The sequence below is a fragment of the Streptomyces sp. NPDC090445 genome, from assembly GCF_044769385.1.
Classification (GTDB): Bacteria; Actinomycetota; Actinomycetes; order Streptomycetales; family Streptomycetaceae; genus Streptomyces.
The window spans coordinates 239021-254124 of record NZ_JBIVXV010000002.1 but is presented as its reverse complement, the minus strand read 5'-3'; the positions used below and the strand labels follow the sequence as shown (position 1 = coordinate 254124).

The following is a 15104-nucleotide window of genomic DNA, read 5'->3' as shown; positions in this document are numbered from 1 at the left end:
ATCGTGTGCAGAATCGATGGGGCTCTTTACGGCCGCGTCGACGCCCGCCGCGTACGCTGCGCCCCATGACCCGCAGGCCGACCCGGGCGGAGCCGCCCGCCGACTCCACCGCGCAGCCGCTCCGTGCACCCGAGATCACCGAGGCGGAGTGCCGCCGGTGCGGCACGTACATCGCGGGGCTCGACGGGCGGTACGCGTGCGGGGTGTGCGGCTGGGTCAACGACCACTCCGAGGGGCACCGGCGGCTGCCGCGCGCGGACGAGGACCCGGACCGGCCGCCCAGGGGGCGCAGACGGCCCCCGCTGCTGCCGGGCCTGCCGCCGGGGCCGAAGCCGGGGCGGGAACCGGAACCGGAATCGGGGCCGGGGCGGGGGCTGCAAGGGGACGGCTGAGGGGCCCCGGAGCGGCCGTGGCCGGCCGCCGTACTCTTGGCTGGTGCGATACGTGCACACAGCAGGTTCAACGAGGAGGCGCTGCGGTGGCTGAGCTTGGGTTTGTCCATCTGGGCTTCGGACCGGACGACTACGTCGAGTACACCGAGGCCTGGGACGAGCAGCGCCGGGTCCACGCCGCCCGCTTTGCGGACGAGATCGAGGACACCTGCCTGCTGCTGGAGCACCGGCCCGTCTACACGGCCGGGCGGCGCACCGCCGACAGCGAGCGCCCCCTCGACGGCACGCCCGTCGTCGACGTGGACCGCGGCGGAAAGATCACCTGGCACGGCCCGGGGCAGCTGGTCGGCTACCCGATCATGAAGCTGCCGCGGCCGGTGGACGTCGTCGCGCACGTGCGCCGGCTGGAGGAGGCGCTGATCCGCACCGCCGCCGAGTTCGGCCTGGAGACCACCCGGGTGGAGGGCCGCTCCGGCGTGTGGGTGCTGGGCGACCCGGTGGAGCAGCGGCCGAAGATCGGCGGCCTGTCCCTGGACTTCGACCCGCGTCTGCACGACGATGAGTTCGACGCCCGCCTGAACGGCCCCGAGTACGCCCCGTCCAACGCCGGCCAGCGCCGCGAGGACCGCAAGCTGGCGGCGATCGGCATCCGCGTCGCCAAGGGCGTCACGATGCACGGCTTCTCGTTCAACGTGAACCCCGACAACACCTGGTTCGACCGGATCGTGCCCTGCGGCATCCGCGACGCCGGTGTGACGTCCCTCTCGTACGAACTGGGCCGTGAGGTCGGCATCGCCGAGGTGCTGCCGGTGGTCGAGAGGCACCTGAAGGACGTGCTGGAGAACGCCGAGCTGCGGCCGCGGGAGATCGAGACCGCCCCGGGGGCTTAGCCGCCGGGGGAATGTGTCCGGCCACCCGCAGGTTGGCCGACGTAAGAGCGTACGAATTTACGGGCGTACCCTGGTGGGCGCCGAGGAATCACAGTCACAGGGAGCCGGTCGTGTCCGCAGTCGCACCCGACGGACGCAAGATGCTGCGTCTGGAGGTCCGCAACAGCCAGACCCCCATCGAGCGCAAGCCCGAGTGGATCAAGACCCGGGCGAAGATGGGTCCCGAGTACACGAAGATGCAGAACCTCGTGAAGGGCGAGGGCCTGCACACGGTGTGCCAGGAAGCCGGCTGCCCGAACATCTACGAGTGCTGGGAAGACCGCGAGGCGACCTTCCTCATCGGCGGCGACCAGTGCACCCGGCGCTGTGACTTCTGCCAGATCGACACCGGCAAGCCCGAGGCCCTGGACCGGGACGAGCCCCGCCGCGTCGGCGAGTCCGTCGTCACCATGGACCTGAACTACGCCACCATCACCGGCGTCGCCCGCGACGACCTGGAGGACGGCGGCGCCTGGCTGTACGCCGAGACCGTGCGCCAGATCCACGCGCAGACGGCGGGCCGCGAGGGCGGCCACACCAAGGTCGAGCTGCTGGCCCCCGACTTCAACGCGGTTCCGGAGCTGCTGGAGGAGGTCTTCGCCTCCCGCCCCGAGGTCTTCGCGCACAACGTCGAGACGGTCCCGCGGATCTTCCGCCGGATCCGCCCGGGCTTCCGCTACGAGCGCTCCCTCGAAGTGATCACCAAGGCCCGCGCGTACGGCCTGGTCACCAAGTCGAACCTGATCCTCGGCATGGGCGAGGAGCGCGAGGAGGTCACGCAGGCCCTGCGCGACCTGCACGAGGCCGGCTGCGAGCTCATCACCATCACCCAGTACCTGCGCCCGTCGCCGCGGCACCACCCCGTCGAGCGCTGGGTGAAGCCGGCCGAGTTCGTGGAGCTGGCGAAGGAGGCCGAGGAGATCGGCTTCTCCGGTGTGATGTCGGGCCCGCTGGTCCGCTCCTCGTACCGGGCCGGCCGCCTCTACCAGCAGGCGATGGACAAGCGGAGCGGAGCCATCGCGTAGCAGCGTGTGACGTCACGCACAAAAATTACCGACCGGTAACACCGCATGGACGCGGCCCGTAGGCTCTTCGAGGGAAGAGATCCGACGGGCCGCGTAAATGTTTCATCACCGTTTGACCGACCGGTCATGCCCTGGTAACACCAGTCAGTGACCATGGGTCAACGCACCGCGCACACCGTCGCACCCTCGCGCCACCCCCGCAGTGCGCCCTCCGGACCGACGTGAGCACCGTGAAAGGGAACGAGACCATGCAGGCCGCGCCCGTACGCGCCATCGCCATTCCGTCGTTCACAGAGGCCTTCCGGGGCCTCGAATCGCTGCTCATGAGCGGCGCCCGCCGCAACGCCTGGGCCGCGGTCCTGGAGGACCGCCGGCGCGCGAAGGACCGCGTCGAAACCGAGCACGTACTCGAGGCCGCGGCGACCCGGACCCCACAGGCCACGTAAACTTCGCTGTATGGCGAGGAAGGCAAACGCAGAGACTGCTGCGACAACAGGGCGACTGAAGCAGATCGCCCTCACCTACAAGATGACGAGCAAGGCCGACCCGAAGGTCGGTCTGATCCTTGCGGCCGTCGGAATCATCACCTTCGGTGTCTTCCTCGGGATCGGCTTCCTGATCGACCACCCGGTCTACCTGGGCATCCTGGGCTTCCTGGTGGCGTTCCTCGCGACGGCGATCGTCTTCGGGCGCCGTGCCGAGCGGGCCGCCTTCGGGCAGATGGAAGGCCAGCCGGGCGCCGCCGCGGCGGTACTGGACAACGTGGGCCGGGGCTGGACGACCACCCCCGCCGTCGCGATGAACCGCAGCCAGGACCTCGTCCACCGTGCCGTGGGCAAGGCCGGCGTCGCGCTCATCGCCGAGGGCAACGCCAACCGGGTCAAGCCGCTGCTGGCCGCCGAGAAGCGCAAGCTCGCCCGCATCATGCCGGACGTCCCGGTCCACGACTTCATCGTGGGCAACGGCGAGGGCCAGGTCCCGCTGAAGAAGCTGCGCACCACCCTGCTCAAGCTGCCGCGGGTGCTGTCCGGCCCGCAGGTCACCCAGGCCAACGACAAGCTGCGCGCCATGGGCGACCTCATGAGCAACATGCCGCTGCCGAAGGGCCCGATTCCTGGGCGTGGCATTCGAGGTCGCTCACCGCGAGGATGACACCCGGCCGAACCTTGCCGGTCATCTCCAACTTCGGAAGCGGGTGGCGGGGGGCTACGGGCGCCCCGTCACACCCCTCCATCACACTCATGACGCGCTCCCAGCGGCCTGACGCACCTTCGTTCGCCATGTCGCGCATGCGCGCTTCGCCGTCTTCGGTGGTGTTGTCGATGTCCTCATCGACCACGGCCACGAAGATGCCGAGGTCTTGCAGCTTCCAGACCCATTCCCAGAACACGCGGTTCTGCCGGCCGACGGCCCGTGTCTCATAGACGCAGACCAAATCGAACGGCCGAGGCGCCTGCACAGCAAGATCCATAATTTTGGTGGCGCCGTCGCGCTGCTCCCACGGCAGGGTTCCCGACTCACCTTCGTCCATGAAGGTGTCGACGTGCGCCCAACCCTTCCGCAGGATGTGGGCGGCCGTCCGCTTGCCCGTGTAGGCGATGCCGTAGCCCTTGGCCTGCTCCTCAGTGGACACCCGCAGGTAGTCGACCGCGCGGAGTGTGGAATATTGCATCGTGTGTGATGCAACGTTGATCGCAGACATGAAAGACTCACCCATGTCAGTCCCTCCGGACTGGCCAGACCCCGGAGCGTTGGCGCGCTGCCGGGGTCACCCATGTGCTGGCCTGAGCCTACGTCGGTGGCAGCGGGCTTGTGGGGAGAACAAACGGATGCGTGATCCGTACGGCAGTCCGTTCGAGCACACTTCATCCGCCTTCCTCTGCCGCGCGGTGGGAAGATGCGTTGAGTCGCTTTTCGTATGTCGTATACGACAACCAGGGGCGCCCCCGAGCGAATGGCTGCGGGGGCGCCCCTGGTTTCTGTGTCTGCTGTTCCGGCGTCTGCCCAGATGTGGAATGGGACGGCCGGCTGCCCGGCCCTGGCTAGATGCGGACCTGGACGGCGCGGGCCAGGCGGTCGTGCAGGCCGCGGCCGTCCCGGTCCCAGACCAGCGCCGGGATGACCAGGGCGAGCAGCAGCGTGCGCAGCACCGCCCGGCCGAAGCCCAGGCGGCCGCCGTCCTCCGCGACCACGCGCAGGCCCACGAGCCGCTTCCCGGGAGTGAAGCCCACGGTGCCGAGGGTCAGGATGCTCAGCACCACGAAGAGCAGCAGCGTCCAGTTGCCGGTCGCGGTCGCGTTGCCGCCGGTGATCAGCCCGTATGCGATCACCTGGCAGGCGATCCAGTCGACGGCCACACCGCCCAGGCGGCGCCCGAAGCGCGCCGCGGAGCCGGATCCCTCCTGGGGCAGGCCGAGCCGCTGGCCCGGGTAGCCGAAGTCGACGCCCATGTCCTCGGCCGCCGCGCGGGGGCCGGAGAGCCACGATCCCATTGCTTGCCTGTTGTCCACCGGACCACGGTACCTGTGGCGCTCCGCGCGCCCCCGGCCGGACCCTGGTTAACTTGTGCGAAACAAATGGGTCATGCTTGGGAAATCCCGTCTGCTTATGGTCGGGTCAGCGTGCGGCACCGCACTGACGCACCACGAGCTATGCAACCCGTCCCTCCCCCGGGGTCGGGAGTAGGAGGAGTTGGATGTTCCAGAACGCCGACGAAGTGAAGCAGTACATCGAGGAGAACGACGTCAAGTTCGTCGACGTCCGCTTCTGCGACCTGCCTGGTGTGATGCAGCACTTCACCATCCCGGCGCGGGCGTTCGACCCGGCGGAGGAGCTCGCCTTCGACGGTTCCTCGATCCGCGGCTTCCAGGCCATCCACGAGTCCGACATGGCCCTGCGTGCCGACATCAGCACCGCGCGCCTGGACCCGTTCCGCCGCGACAAGACGCTGAACATCAACTTCTTCATCCACGACCCGATCACGGGCGAGGCCTACAGCCGCGACCCGCGCAACATCGCGAAGAAGGCCGAGGCGTACCTCGCCTCCACCGGCATCGCCGACACCGCGTTCTTCGGCCCCGAGGCCGAGTTCTACATCTTCGACAGCGTGCGCTTCGCGACCACCGCGAACGAGGGCTTCTACCACATCGACTCCGAGGCCGGCGCCTGGAACACCGGCTCCGAGGAGAACAACCGCGGTTACAAGGTCCGCTACAAGGGCGGCTACTTCCCGGTCGCCCCGGTCGACCACTTCGCCGACCTGCGCGCCGAGATCTCCCTCGAACTGGACGCCCAGGGCCTCCAGGTCGAGCGCCAGCACCACGAGGTCGGCACCGGCGGCCAGGCCGAGATCAACTACAAGTTCAACACGCTGCTCGCCGCGGCCGACGACCTGATGCTCTTCAAGTACATCGTGAAGAACGTCGCCTGGCGCAACGGCAAGACCGCGACCTTCATGCCGAAGCCGATCTTCGGCGACAACGGTTCGGGCATGCACGTCCACCAGTCGCTGTGGCAGGGCGGCGAGCCGCTCTTCTACGACGAGGCCGGCTACGCGGGCCTGTCGGACACCGCCCGCTACTACATCGGCGGCATCCTCAAGCACGCCCCGTCGCTGCTCGCCTTCACCAACCCGACGGTGAACTCGTACCACCGCCTGGTGCCGGGCTTCGAGGCGCCGGTCAACCTGGTGTACTCGCAGCGCAACCGCTCCGCCGCCATGCGCATCCCGATCACGGGCTCGAACCCGAAGGCCAAGCGCGTCGAGTTCCGCGCCCCGGACCCGTCCTCCAACCCGTACCTCGCCTTCTCGGCGCTGCTGCTCGCGGGCCTCGACGGTGTCAAGAACAAGATCGAGCCGATGGAGCCGATCGACAAGGACCTCTACGAGCTCGCCCCCGACGAGCACGCGAGCGTCCCGCAGGTCCCGTCCAGCCTGGAGGACGTCCTCAAGGCCCTGGAGGACGACCACGAGTACCTCCTCGCCGGCGGTGTCTTCACCTCCGACCTGATCGAGACGTGGATCGACTACAAGCGCACCCACGAGATCGCCCCGATCGCCCAGCGCCCGCACCCGCACGAGTTCGAGCTGTACTTCGACCTCTAGGAAACGGGAGGAACCGGGGCATGGCGTCGCCCATGGCGACGCGTCCCGGAAGCCCCTCCTGACCTGCGGAAACAAGGGTCCCGCCAGCCTCTGCGGAGGGTGGCGGGACCCTTTGCCATTCCGTTTCCGGAAAGGGGTTCAGGCGGTGTTCTCGATGCGCTGAGTGGGGCAAGGCGCCCTCGAAGTCCGTCCAGCTTCTTGCCGATGAAGCCCGAGTTCGTCTGGCCGGCCAGGCTGACCATGGTCTCGGCGTAATGCACGACCTGGTCGACGTCGCCGCGATGGACCCCGAGCACGGCGAGATCGCTCAGCACTGCGGCACGGCGGCGTGGCGAAAGAGACTGGGCAAGAGCAGCGGTGAGGGCGTCTTCCGCAAGGTCGGGGCGGCCGAGAAGGTGATCCGCGCGTGCCTGGCCCCGGCGCCGGAGGGCCGGCCGTCCGCCACCGACCTGGCTGCCCTCCTCACCGCCTCGTGATCGTGCTCCGGTTCCTCCCAGCCGCCGATGCCCCAGCCGTTCGCCGCGTCTTCGGCGGGGCCGCCGCCACGTTCCTGGGGCGCTCCGCGATGACCGCCCAGGAGGCCGAGGAATACGTGGTGCGTGCGCGCGAGTGGGCCGCGGCCGATCCGGTCGAGCAGTACATCCTCGGCGTGGACGTCGCCGGAGACCTGGCCGGTGTCGTCAAGCTCGGCCATCGACCCGACGGTCACGGTCGGGTGAGCTACGTCCTGCGCGAGGACCGCTGGGGGCAGGGCCACGCGACGAGGGCCGTCAAGGAACTCGTCACCTTCGCCTTCACCACCGCCGGCCTCGACTCCCTCGGCGCCGAACACCACCCCGACAACCCCGCCTCGGGACGGGTGCTCGCGAAGGCGGGCTTCACGCGAGTCGGGGTGCTGAACGGGTTGATCGAGTACCGCCTGACGCCTGGCCGCGAGAGCACCCGACCTACGTTGTCAGGTCGATGGCCGGGCGGATCCCCTGGTCTCGGCGGGGCGGGTCAGCAAGGGCATCGCGCCGGTCAGGTCGCGTAGGGCGCGGATCGCCAGTTCGGCGGGGGAGGCCGGGCCGGTGCGGGGCGCGTCCGTGCCGGACCACAGCTCCAGGGCGATGCGGATCGCGTCCGTGGCGGCCGCGGCGAGCAGGCGGACCCCGAGCGGGTCGGCGCCCTGGCCGGCCAGGCGGGCGATCACCGGGACGAGCTGCTCCTCGGAGTCCTGGTTCACGCGGTACCAGACGGCGCGCAGCGCCGGGTCGCCCGCCGCCGCGCGGAGCAGGCCGCGGGTCACCTCCAGGCCCTCCTCGGCGGTCTGGGGGTCGGCGAGGGAGCGGGTGATCGCGCGTTCCAGGGCCTCGCCCAGCGGGGTGCCGGGGGTTTCCTCCGCGAGCACGCTGCGCCACCGCTCGCCGCCGGTCGCGAGCAGCGGGCCGACGGCCTCCTGCTTGTTGCGGAAGTAGCGGTAGAACGTGCGCAGGGCGACGCCGGCGCGGTGTGCGATGTCCTCGGCGGTGGTGCCGTCGGGGCCGCGCTCGGCGAACAGGGCACAGGCGGCGCGGGCGATGTCGAGCTGGGTGGCGGCCTTGCGGCGCTCGGTCAGCGACTGCGCGCCGGGGCCGGTCTGAGGGGAGTACGGACGAGGGGATCTCACGCCTGCAGCCTACCCTTCCGGTTGTGTATGAGTTGCACGTTTTGGCGGCCTGGCAAAACGCGTCACAGCGTGGGTACGCTCGCCCCATGAACCGTTTCGAAGGACGCCGTGTCCTCATCACCGGCGGCGGCTCCGGCATCGGCCGCGCCACCGTCCACCGCATCCTCGCCGAGGGCGGCCGCGTCCACACCGTGGACGTCAGCGAGGCCGGCCTCAAGGAGACCGCCGACCAGGCCCGCGCCGCCGGGCACGAGGACCGGCTCACCACCGCCCTCCTCGACATAGCCGACGAGGCCTCCGTCCAGGCCGGGGTCACCGCCGCCGTCGGGCTCCTCGGCGGGCTCGACGTGCTGGTCAACGCCGCGGGCATCCTGCGCTCCGCGCACACCCACCAGACCGGCCTCGACCTGTGGAACAAGGTCATCACGGTCAACCTCACCGGGACCTTCCTGATGATCCGCGAGTCGCTGCCGGCGCTGCTGGAGGGCGACAAGCCGGTCGTCGTGAACTTCAGCTCCACCTCGGCCTCGTTCGCCCACCCGTACATGTCCGCGTACGCGGCCAGCAAGGGCGGCATCCAGTCCATGACGCACGCCCTGGCAGCCGAGTACAGCAAGCAGGGCCTCCGCTTCGTCGCCGTCGCCCCCGGCTCCATCGAGAGCGGCATGACGACCGGCGCCGGCCCCGGCCTGCCCGAGGACACCGACTGGAGCCTGTTCGCGAAGCTCGCCCCGGCCATCGGCCAGGGCTTCGCCGGCCCCGAGACCGTCGCCGGCGTCGTCGCCATGCTGGCCTCGCAGGACGGCGCCTTCATCACCGGCACGGAGATCCGCATCGACGGCGGCACCCACTTCTGACCCGCCCCCACGCGCCGGTCAGGGCCTGAAGCGCGCCCACAGCCGGGGGAAGCGCTCCGCGAGCACGGCTTCGTTCTCGAAGTCCAGCGGGGTGCCCTCCGGCTCCGCCGGCTGGAGCGGAACACCGAGGTCCGGCGCGACCGTGCCGGTGAGCTGCTCGTACGCCTCGTCGGCCGCGTACCCGAGCTCCTCGCCGTCCCCGTCGATCTCCTCGTCGAACTCGCCGAGGAGCTCCGCCAGCTGGTCCGGGTCGTGGACCGCGCCCTCGAACGCCTCCCGCCCCTGGCCGATCAGCCAGCACCGGAAGTAGTCGAACGCGTCGTCGCTCGCCCCGTCCAGCAGCACCCAGGCGGCCCCCCACAGGTCCCAGGTGTACGCCCGGTTGTACCGGGACTCGAAATGCCGGGCGAAATCCAGGACGGAGTCCGGATCGAGCTGCGCCAGCCGCTCCACGAGCAGGTCGGCGTGTTCCACCGGGTCGCCCTCGGCGGCCACCCGGGTGTTGTCGACGATCTCCCAGAACTCCGTCTCGTCCATCACCGCTTCAGCATCACGGGTCCGCCGTGAGTCCGCCACCGCGAGAATCCGACAGTACGCGCAGAAGAACACCGAGGAACGCCGAAGGCGGCCCCTCCCCTTCCGGGGACGGGCCGCCTTCGGTCACGGCAGACGGTACGGCCTACAGGCCGTAGCGCTCGCGGGCCTCCTTGACGGAGGACGCCGGCACCTCGCCGCGGCGGGCGAGCTGGGCCAAGGCGGCGACCACGATGGACTGCGCGTCGACGCCGAAGTGGCGGCGGGCGCCCGCACGGGTGTCGGAGAGGCCGAAGCCGTCCGTGCCCAGCGAGGTGTAGTCCTGCGGGACCCACTGGCTGATCTGGTCCGGGACCTGGCGCATCCAGTCGGAGACGGCGAGCACCGGGCCCGGGGCGCCCTCCAGCACACGGGTGACGTACGGGGTGCGCTCCTCGCCGCGCAGCAGGGCCTCGTCGGCCTCCAGCGCGTCGCGGCGCAGCTCGCCCCAGGAGGTGGCGGACCACACGTCGGCGGCCACGTTCCAGTCGGCGGCCAGCAGCTGCTGGGCCTCCAGGATCCAGTGGATGGCCGTACCCGAGGCCATCAGCTGGATCTTCGGGGCGTCCGAGGCCGGGGCGGCCTCGCCCAGGGCGGCGGCCGTGTTGAACCGGTACAGGCCCTTGACGATGCCTTCCTCGACACCCTCGGGCATGGCCGGCTGCGGCTTCGGCTCGTTGTAGACCGTCAGGTAGTAGAAGACGTCCTCCGGGTTCTCCCCGTACATGCGCTCCAGACCGTCCTTGACGATCACCGCGATCTCGTACGCGAAGGCCGGGTCGTAGTTGAGCGAGGCCGGGTTGGTGGCCGCGATCAGGTGCGAGTGGCCGTCGGCGTGCTGCAGGCCCTCACCGGTCAGGGTGGTGCGGCCGGCCGTGGCGCCGACGATGAAGCCCTTGCCGAGCTGGTCGGCGAGCTGCCACATCTGGTCGCCCGTGCGCTGCCAGCCGAACATCGAGTAGAAGATGTAGAACGGGATCATCGTCTCGCCGTGCGTCGCGTACGACGTGGCGGCGGCGATGAAGTCGGCCATGGCGCCGGCCTCGGTGATCCCCTCGTTGAGGATCTGGCCGTCCTTGGCCTCCTTGTAGTACATCAGCTGGTCGCGGTCGACCGGCTCGTACGTCTGGCCCAGCGGCGAGTAGATGCCGGCCGACGGGAAGAGGGACTCCATACCGAAGGTGCGGGCCTCGTCGGGGACGATCGGCACCCAGCGGCGGCCGGTCTCCTTGTCCCGCATCAGGTCCTTGACCAGGCGGACGAAGGCCATGGTGGTGGCCATCTCCTGCTTGCCGGAACCCTTGAGCAGCGGGGCGTACGACTTGTCGGCCGGCTGCGGCAGGGCCACGTGGTGGACCTTGCGGGCCGGGGCGGGGCCGCCGAGGGCCGCGCGGCGCTCGTGCAGGTAGCGGACCTCGGGGGAGTCGGCGCCCGGGTGGCCGTACGGAACCACGCCGTCGGCGAAGGCGCTGTCCGGGATCGGGAGTCCGAGCAGGTCGCGCATGCCCTTGAACTCGTCGATCGTCAGCTTCTTCATCTGGTGGTTCGCGTTCTTCGACTCGAACCCGGCACCCAGCGTGTAGCCCTTGACGGTCTGCGCCAGGATGACCGTCGGCGCGCCCTTGTGCTCCAGGGCGGCCTTGTACGCGGCGTAGACCTTGCGGGGCTCGTGGCCGCCGCGCGAGGTGTGGAAGCACTCGGAGATCTTCGCGTCGGACAGCAGGCCGCCGAGGGCCACGAGGGACGGGTCGCCGCCGAAGAAGTGCTCGCGGATGTAGGCCGCGTCACGGGTGGCGTACGTCTGGAACTGCGCGTCCGGGGTCTCGCGGAGGCGGCGGACCAGGGCGCCCGTGGTGTCGAGCTGGAACAGCTCGTCCCAGGCGGAGCCCCACAGGGTCTTGACGACGTTCCAGCCGGCGCCGCGGAAGGCGCCCTCCAGCTCCTGGACCACGCGGAAGTTGGCGCGGACCGGGCCGTCGAGGCGCTGCAGGTTGCAGTTGATGACGAAGGTCAGGTTGTCGAGACCCTCGCGGGCCGCGAGGGCCAGGGCCGCCGTCGACTCGGGCTCGTCCATCTCGCCGTCGCCGAGGAAGGCCCAGACGTGCGAGTTGGAGGTGTCCTTGATCTTGCGGTTCTCCAGGTAGCGGTTGAACCGCGCCTGGTAGATCGCGGACAGCGGGCCGAGGCCCATGGAGACGGTGGGGAACTCCCACAGCCAGGGCAGGCGCCGCGGGTGCGGGTAGGAGGGCAGGCCGTTGCCGCCGGACTCCTGGCGGAAGTTGTCGAGCTGCTGCTCGGAGATGCGCCCGTCGAGGAAGGCGCGGGCGTAGATGCCGGGGGAGGCGTGGCCCTGGACGTAGATCTGGTCGCCCGAGCCGTCGGTCTCCTTGCCGCGGAAGAAGTGCTGGAAGCCGGTCTCGTAGAGCCAGGCCGCCGAGGCGAAGGTGGCGATGTGGCCGCCGACGCCGTACTTCGCGCCGCGGGTCACCATGGCGGCCGCGTTCCAGCGGTTCCACGCGGTGATGCGGGCCTCCATCTCCTCGTCACCGGGGAAGGCCGGCTCGGCGGAGGTGGGGATGGTGTTGACGTAGTCCGTCTCCAGCAGCTTCGGCAGGGCCAGGCCGGCGGCCTCGGCGTGCTGGAGGGTGCGGCGGAGCAGGTATTCGGCGCGGCGCGTACCGGCGGCCTTGGCGACGGCGTCGAGCGAGGCCGCCCATTCGGCGGTCTCTTCGGTGTCGCGGTCCGGGAGCTGGTCGAGCTCGCTCGGAAGCTTTCCTACGGGGTCGGACATCGGTGTGCGCCGCCTTCCGGACAAAGGAGAGGTGGTGAAGAAGAACCCTGACGGGCAGGACAGGGCAGGCGGACCCGGTGGGGCCCGCGAAGACTGTAAATCCCTGATCGATGATCGATCAAACGATTGCGTCCAAGTTACGGCACATCAACGAAAAGTCGGCACGCGGTGCCATCAGATCAGACACCGCGTGCCGGGTAAATCGGTACGAAAAGGGCGACGGTCGGGAAGGTCAGGCGCGGGGCGCACACCCCAGAACGTGCCGCTTCACCAGCACCCCGATGTCCGGATCCTGATTGCGGAAGGCCTCGACGAGCGCCGCGTGCTCCTCCGCGTACGACTTCTGCACCGTCCCCAGCCAGCGGATCGACAACGCCGTGAACACCTCGATGCCCAGACCCTCCCAGGTGTGCAGCAGCACGCTGTTCCCCGCCGCCCGCACCATCTCCCGGTGGAACCCGACCGTGTGCCGCACCTGCGCCGTGCCGTCCGACGCCCGGTCGGCCTCCCACAGCGCCGCGACATGCGGCTCCAGCGCCGAACAGTCCACCGCCAGCCTCGGCGCGGCCAGCTCCGCCGCGATCTGCTCCAGGCCGGCCCGAACCGGGTAGATCTCCTCCAGGTCCGCCGCCGTGAGATTGCGCACGCGGACACCCTTGTTCGGCGCCGACTCGATCAGCCGCAGCGTCTCCAGCTCGCGCAGCGCCTCCCGCACCGGCGTCTGGCTGACCTCCAGCTCGACGGCGATCCGCCGCTCCACGATCCGCTCGCCGGGCTTCCAGCGCCCGCTGACGATCCCCTCCACGATGTGCTCGCGGATCTGCTCGCGCAGCGAGTGCACGACGGGTGGGGTGATCATCGGGGCTTCATCTCCTGTAGGGGCATGCACAGCTCTGATGCGTAGACAATACGGCGCAGTAGCCCGACGGGGAGCGTCCGTGCACAGGGCCGCCGGGTGAGGCTGGTTACAGCCGCCGCTTCCGCGCGAACCGCAGCCATGTCGGCGCACCCCCAAGCGGCTTGACCGGAGTCCGCACCGGCGGCGACCGGAACTCCGGGCCGATCAGGTACACCGCATCCGGGATCGTGGCGGGGGAGGACACCAGAGCGGGCAGGAACGCGGCATCCGCGCCGCAGGCCTCGGCCTCGTGCACCGCGATCCGGTGGGACTGGCCGACGGACCGGCCGTGGGCGAGCGAACTGTAGAGCGTCCGGGAATACGTACGGCACTCCCCGTCCCGGATCGGCCCCGCCGTCCCGATCACACACGGCACCGCCTCCACCAGCATCCCCGCCAGCTCCGACGTCCAGCAGGCGTTCAGCACCACCACCCGCAGCCCGTCCCCGACGAACTCGCACAACAGCTTCGCCAGCCCCCGGTCCCGCACCGGCGCATCACCCCCGTCCTCCGTGAGGAACCGCAGCCCACCCCCGTCCGGCGTCCCCCGCGCCGAGAAGTGCAGCACCGCAGGCACCTCCCGGATCAGCCGCGCGGTCACGTCGGGCAGCCGCGCCGCCTGCAACGCCTCCAACACCACCGCATCCCGGTACCGGCCCCCGTCGACGCTGAGCCGGATCTCCCGGAACTCGGCCCCGGCATCGGGGGCCGCGGGGATCCGGGGAGAGGAGGCCTGGACCACGAGGATGCGGGCGGGGGAGGGGGCGGGCGTGGTCATGCAGGGGCTGTCCGGTCCGGGGGGTCTACGGCTCCGTCCGCTGCCGCGGCGAGGATCTGCTGGATCAGGCTGCTCAGGGCGGGTGCATGTTGGGGGTGCCGCCCGATCAGCGTCGCGATCTCGGAGATCACCCGATCCCGGTCGGCGGGCTCGGCGGGGGGCCAGGTGACAGGGGCGGGCGGGGAGCCGGCCAGGGCAGAGGCGAGGGCGAGGTGGGCCGTGCCGGTGAAGTGGTCCTGGTAGACGAAGCGCTCCAGCAAGGCGAGCGCGTGCAACAGATCAGGATCCAGGCCGGGGTCGGCCATGACCTGCCGGAGCCGCTCGTGCACGGCAGGCCGGTCCTCGACGTACCGGAAGGCGGTCGGGATCCCGTCAGCGCGGGCAAGGGTGCTCAGCGCGAAGTGCACGGCCGACTGCGCCGTTTCCAGGTCGGATGCGAGCAGCGTAAGGGCCTGGTCGTGGAGGAGCGCCGCCGCGTGATCGGTGAGGAAGGTCTCGGACTCTTCCCAGGTGGAAAGTCCGGCCCAAGTGTTGAGGAGTTCGCCGGTGATGTAGGGGCGGAAGGCGTCGTCTGGATCGGTGTCCTCCGCCTTGCACGCGATCCGGAGGTGCTCCTCAGCCGCCTCACTCACCAGGGCGAGCTCCTCCAGGGCCAACGCGGTCTCGGGCGACCGGAGGTCTTCGGCATGGTCGTCCCAGAAGGCACGGGATGCAGCCCAGCTGGGGCGGTTGATCCATTCGACGGCCAGGTCCAGTGCGTCTTGGGGGAGCATCAGCCAGGGCGGGGGCTCGGAGCCAGCCGTATCACGCCACAGAGTGCTGACCTGGGATACGTGTGAGTCGTCTGCCTGGATGTAGAGGCGGAGGCTTTGCCGGGCATGGAAAGCGGCAAGATCAACTTGAGTGTCTGACGTCCGACAGCCTGCGATGGAGATGAGCGTCCGGAGGCCGGAATTGGCGTCCGCGCGAGCGATTTCCAGCCCCGCCCGCTGGACCGCGATGTAACGGGCCGCATCCAGATGTACCGCGAGGTCCCTTTCCGCTGCGGCATAGGCGATCAAGGCGTCCTGCGTTGTTGCCATGCGCGCGAGGTTGTTGAGGGACATGG

At 70.0% G+C, this 15104-nt stretch carries 16 protein-coding genes and 1 pseudogene; 9 read left to right on the top strand and 8 right to left on the bottom strand.

Features of this window, described 5'->3' with window-relative positions; genetic code table 11:
• Nucleotides 1–65 precede the first annotated feature (65 nt).
• The 5 genes from ACIQUT_RS05865 to ACIQUT_RS05845 all read left to right on the top strand — a co-directional run bounded on the left by ACIQUT_RS05865 (nucleotide 66) and on the right by ACIQUT_RS05845 (nucleotide 3498).
• On the top strand, nucleotides 66–392 hold the full coding sequence (locus tag ACIQUT_RS05865) for a hypothetical protein (protein WP_403559873.1): 327 nt from the start codon (nucleotides 66–68) through the stop codon (nucleotides 390–392).
• 86 nt (nucleotides 393–478) lie between these two features.
• Entirely contained in the window at nucleotides 479–1282 is an 804-nt protein-coding gene (gene lipB, locus ACIQUT_RS05860) for a lipoyl(octanoyl) transferase LipB (RefSeq protein ID WP_403559871.1), read from the top strand.
• Between the two features lie 110 nt (nucleotides 1283–1392).
• Nucleotides 1393–2346, top strand: a complete 954-nt coding sequence (gene lipA / locus ACIQUT_RS05855) for a lipoyl synthase (protein WP_403559869.1) — start codon at nucleotides 1393–1395, stop codon at nucleotides 2344–2346.
• Between the two features lie 248 nt (nucleotides 2347–2594).
• Entirely contained in the window at nucleotides 2595–2792 is a 198-nt protein-coding gene (locus tag ACIQUT_RS05850) for a hypothetical protein (RefSeq protein WP_403560593.1), read from the top strand.
• 10 nt (nucleotides 2793–2802) lie between these two features.
• Nucleotides 2803–3498 carry a DUF4191 domain-containing protein gene (locus ACIQUT_RS05845; RefSeq protein ID WP_403559867.1) on the top strand — a complete coding sequence of 232 codons (696 nt, stop codon included), beginning with the start codon at nucleotides 2803–2805 and terminating at the stop codon, nucleotides 3496–3498.
• On the opposite strand, the gene ACIQUT_RS05840 is transcribed toward ACIQUT_RS05845, so the two are convergent.
• Entirely contained in the window at nucleotides 3425–4063 is a 639-nt protein-coding gene (locus ACIQUT_RS05840) for a recombinase family protein (RefSeq protein ID WP_403559865.1), read from the bottom strand. The genes ACIQUT_RS05845 and ACIQUT_RS05840 overlap by 74 nt on opposite strands.
• Before the next feature lie 325 nt (nucleotides 4064–4388).
• On the bottom strand, nucleotides 4389–4856 hold the full coding sequence (locus ACIQUT_RS05835; protein WP_403559863.1) for an RDD family protein: 468 nt from the start codon (nucleotides 4854–4856) through the stop codon (nucleotides 4389–4391).
• A gap of 185 nt (nucleotides 4857–5041) precedes the next feature.
• Between ACIQUT_RS05835 and glnA the strand changes: the two genes are divergently transcribed.
• The 3 genes from glnA to ACIQUT_RS05820 all read left to right on the top strand — a co-directional run bounded on the left by glnA (nucleotide 5042) and on the right by ACIQUT_RS05820 (nucleotide 7484).
• A complete protein-coding gene (gene glnA / locus ACIQUT_RS05830) occupies nucleotides 5042–6451 on the top strand; it encodes a type I glutamate--ammonia ligase (protein WP_403559861.1) in 1410 nt (469 codons plus the stop codon).
• A gap of 254 nt (nucleotides 6452–6705) precedes the next feature.
• Nucleotides 6706–6927: a hypothetical protein gene (locus tag ACIQUT_RS05825; RefSeq protein ID WP_403559859.1), complete on the top strand. Its 222-nt coding sequence runs from the start codon at nucleotides 6706–6708 to the stop codon at nucleotides 6925–6927.
• Nucleotides 6858–7484 (top strand): GNAT family N-acetyltransferase, encoded by a 627-nt coding sequence (locus ACIQUT_RS05820; RefSeq protein WP_403559857.1) that lies wholly within the window; start codon nucleotides 6858–6860, stop codon nucleotides 7482–7484. The genes ACIQUT_RS05825 and ACIQUT_RS05820 overlap by 70 nt, the downstream gene beginning before the upstream one ends.
• On the opposite strand, the gene ACIQUT_RS05815 is transcribed toward ACIQUT_RS05820, so the two are convergent.
• On the bottom strand, nucleotides 7407–8099 hold the full coding sequence (locus ACIQUT_RS05815) for a TetR/AcrR family transcriptional regulator (RefSeq protein ID WP_403559855.1): 693 nt from the start codon (nucleotides 8097–8099) through the stop codon (nucleotides 7407–7409). The two genes, ACIQUT_RS05820 and ACIQUT_RS05815, sit on opposite strands and share 78 nt — an antisense overlap.
• An 86-nt stretch (nucleotides 8100–8185) precedes the next feature.
• Between ACIQUT_RS05815 and ACIQUT_RS05810 the strand changes: the two genes are divergently transcribed.
• A complete protein-coding gene (locus ACIQUT_RS05810; RefSeq protein WP_403559854.1) occupies nucleotides 8186–8956 on the top strand; it encodes an SDR family NAD(P)-dependent oxidoreductase in 771 nt (256 codons plus the stop codon).
• 18 nt (nucleotides 8957–8974) lie between these two features.
• On the opposite strand, the gene ACIQUT_RS05805 is transcribed toward ACIQUT_RS05810, so the two are convergent.
• The 5 genes and pseudogenes from ACIQUT_RS05805 to ACIQUT_RS05785 form a co-directional block, all read right to left on the bottom strand.
• Nucleotides 8975–9496 carry a DUF4240 domain-containing protein gene (locus ACIQUT_RS05805; RefSeq protein WP_403559852.1) on the bottom strand — a complete coding sequence of 174 codons (522 nt, stop codon included), beginning with the start codon at nucleotides 9494–9496 and terminating at the stop codon, nucleotides 8975–8977.
• A 139-nt stretch (nucleotides 9497–9635) separates the two neighbouring features.
• Complete coding sequence (aceE, locus tag ACIQUT_RS05800; RefSeq protein WP_403559850.1) at nucleotides 9636–12320, bottom strand: pyruvate dehydrogenase (acetyl-transferring), homodimeric type; 2685 nt, start codon at nucleotides 12318–12320, stop codon at nucleotides 9636–9638.
• 232 nt (nucleotides 12321–12552) lie between these two features.
• The gene (locus ACIQUT_RS05795; protein ID WP_403560591.1) at nucleotides 12553–13176 is read right to left on the bottom strand and encodes a GntR family transcriptional regulator; all 624 of its coding nucleotides are present in this window, start codon (nucleotides 13174–13176) and stop codon (nucleotides 12553–12555) included.
• Nucleotides 13177–13285: 109 nt separating this feature from the next.
• Nucleotides 13286–13996, bottom strand: a complete 711-nt coding sequence (locus ACIQUT_RS05790; protein WP_403559849.1) for a CHAT domain-containing protein — start codon at nucleotides 13994–13996, stop codon at nucleotides 13286–13288.
• Nucleotides 13993–15104, bottom strand: a pseudogene (locus ACIQUT_RS05785) (hypothetical protein); the annotation flags it as partial. The pseudogene ACIQUT_RS05785 and the gene ACIQUT_RS05790, both read right to left, overlap by 4 nt.

Excerpts from the sequence above, each read along its gene's own strand:
- ACIQUT_RS05810 (WP_403559854.1), top strand. The coding sequence starts at position 8,186 with ATGAACCGTTTCGAAGGACGCCGTGTCCTCATCACCGGCGGCGGCTCC.
- ACIQUT_RS05865 (WP_403559873.1), top strand. The coding sequence starts at position 66 with ATGACCCGCAGGCCGACCCGGGCGGAGCCGCCCGCCGACTCCACCGCG.
- ACIQUT_RS05825 (WP_403559859.1), top strand. The coding sequence starts at position 6,706 with ATGCACGACCTGGTCGACGTCGCCGCGATGGACCCCGAGCACGGCGAG.
- ACIQUT_RS05850 (WP_403560593.1), top strand. The coding sequence starts at position 2,595 with ATGCAGGCCGCGCCCGTACGCGCCATCGCCATTCCGTCGTTCACAGAG.
- aceE (WP_403559850.1), bottom strand. The coding sequence starts at position 12,320 with ATGTCCGACCCCGTAGGAAAGCTTCCGAGCGAGCTCGACCAGCTCCCG.
- glnA (WP_403559861.1), top strand. The coding sequence starts at position 5,042 with ATGTTCCAGAACGCCGACGAAGTGAAGCAGTACATCGAGGAGAACGAC.
- ACIQUT_RS05845 (WP_403559867.1), top strand. The coding sequence starts at position 2,803 with ATGGCGAGGAAGGCAAACGCAGAGACTGCTGCGACAACAGGGCGACTG.
- ACIQUT_RS05790 (WP_403559849.1), bottom strand. The coding sequence starts at position 13,996 with ATGACCACGCCCGCCCCCTCCCCCGCCCGCATCCTCGTGGTCCAGGCC.
- ACIQUT_RS05840 (WP_403559865.1), bottom strand. The coding sequence starts at position 4,063 with ATGGGTGAGTCTTTCATGTCTGCGATCAACGTTGCATCACACACGATG.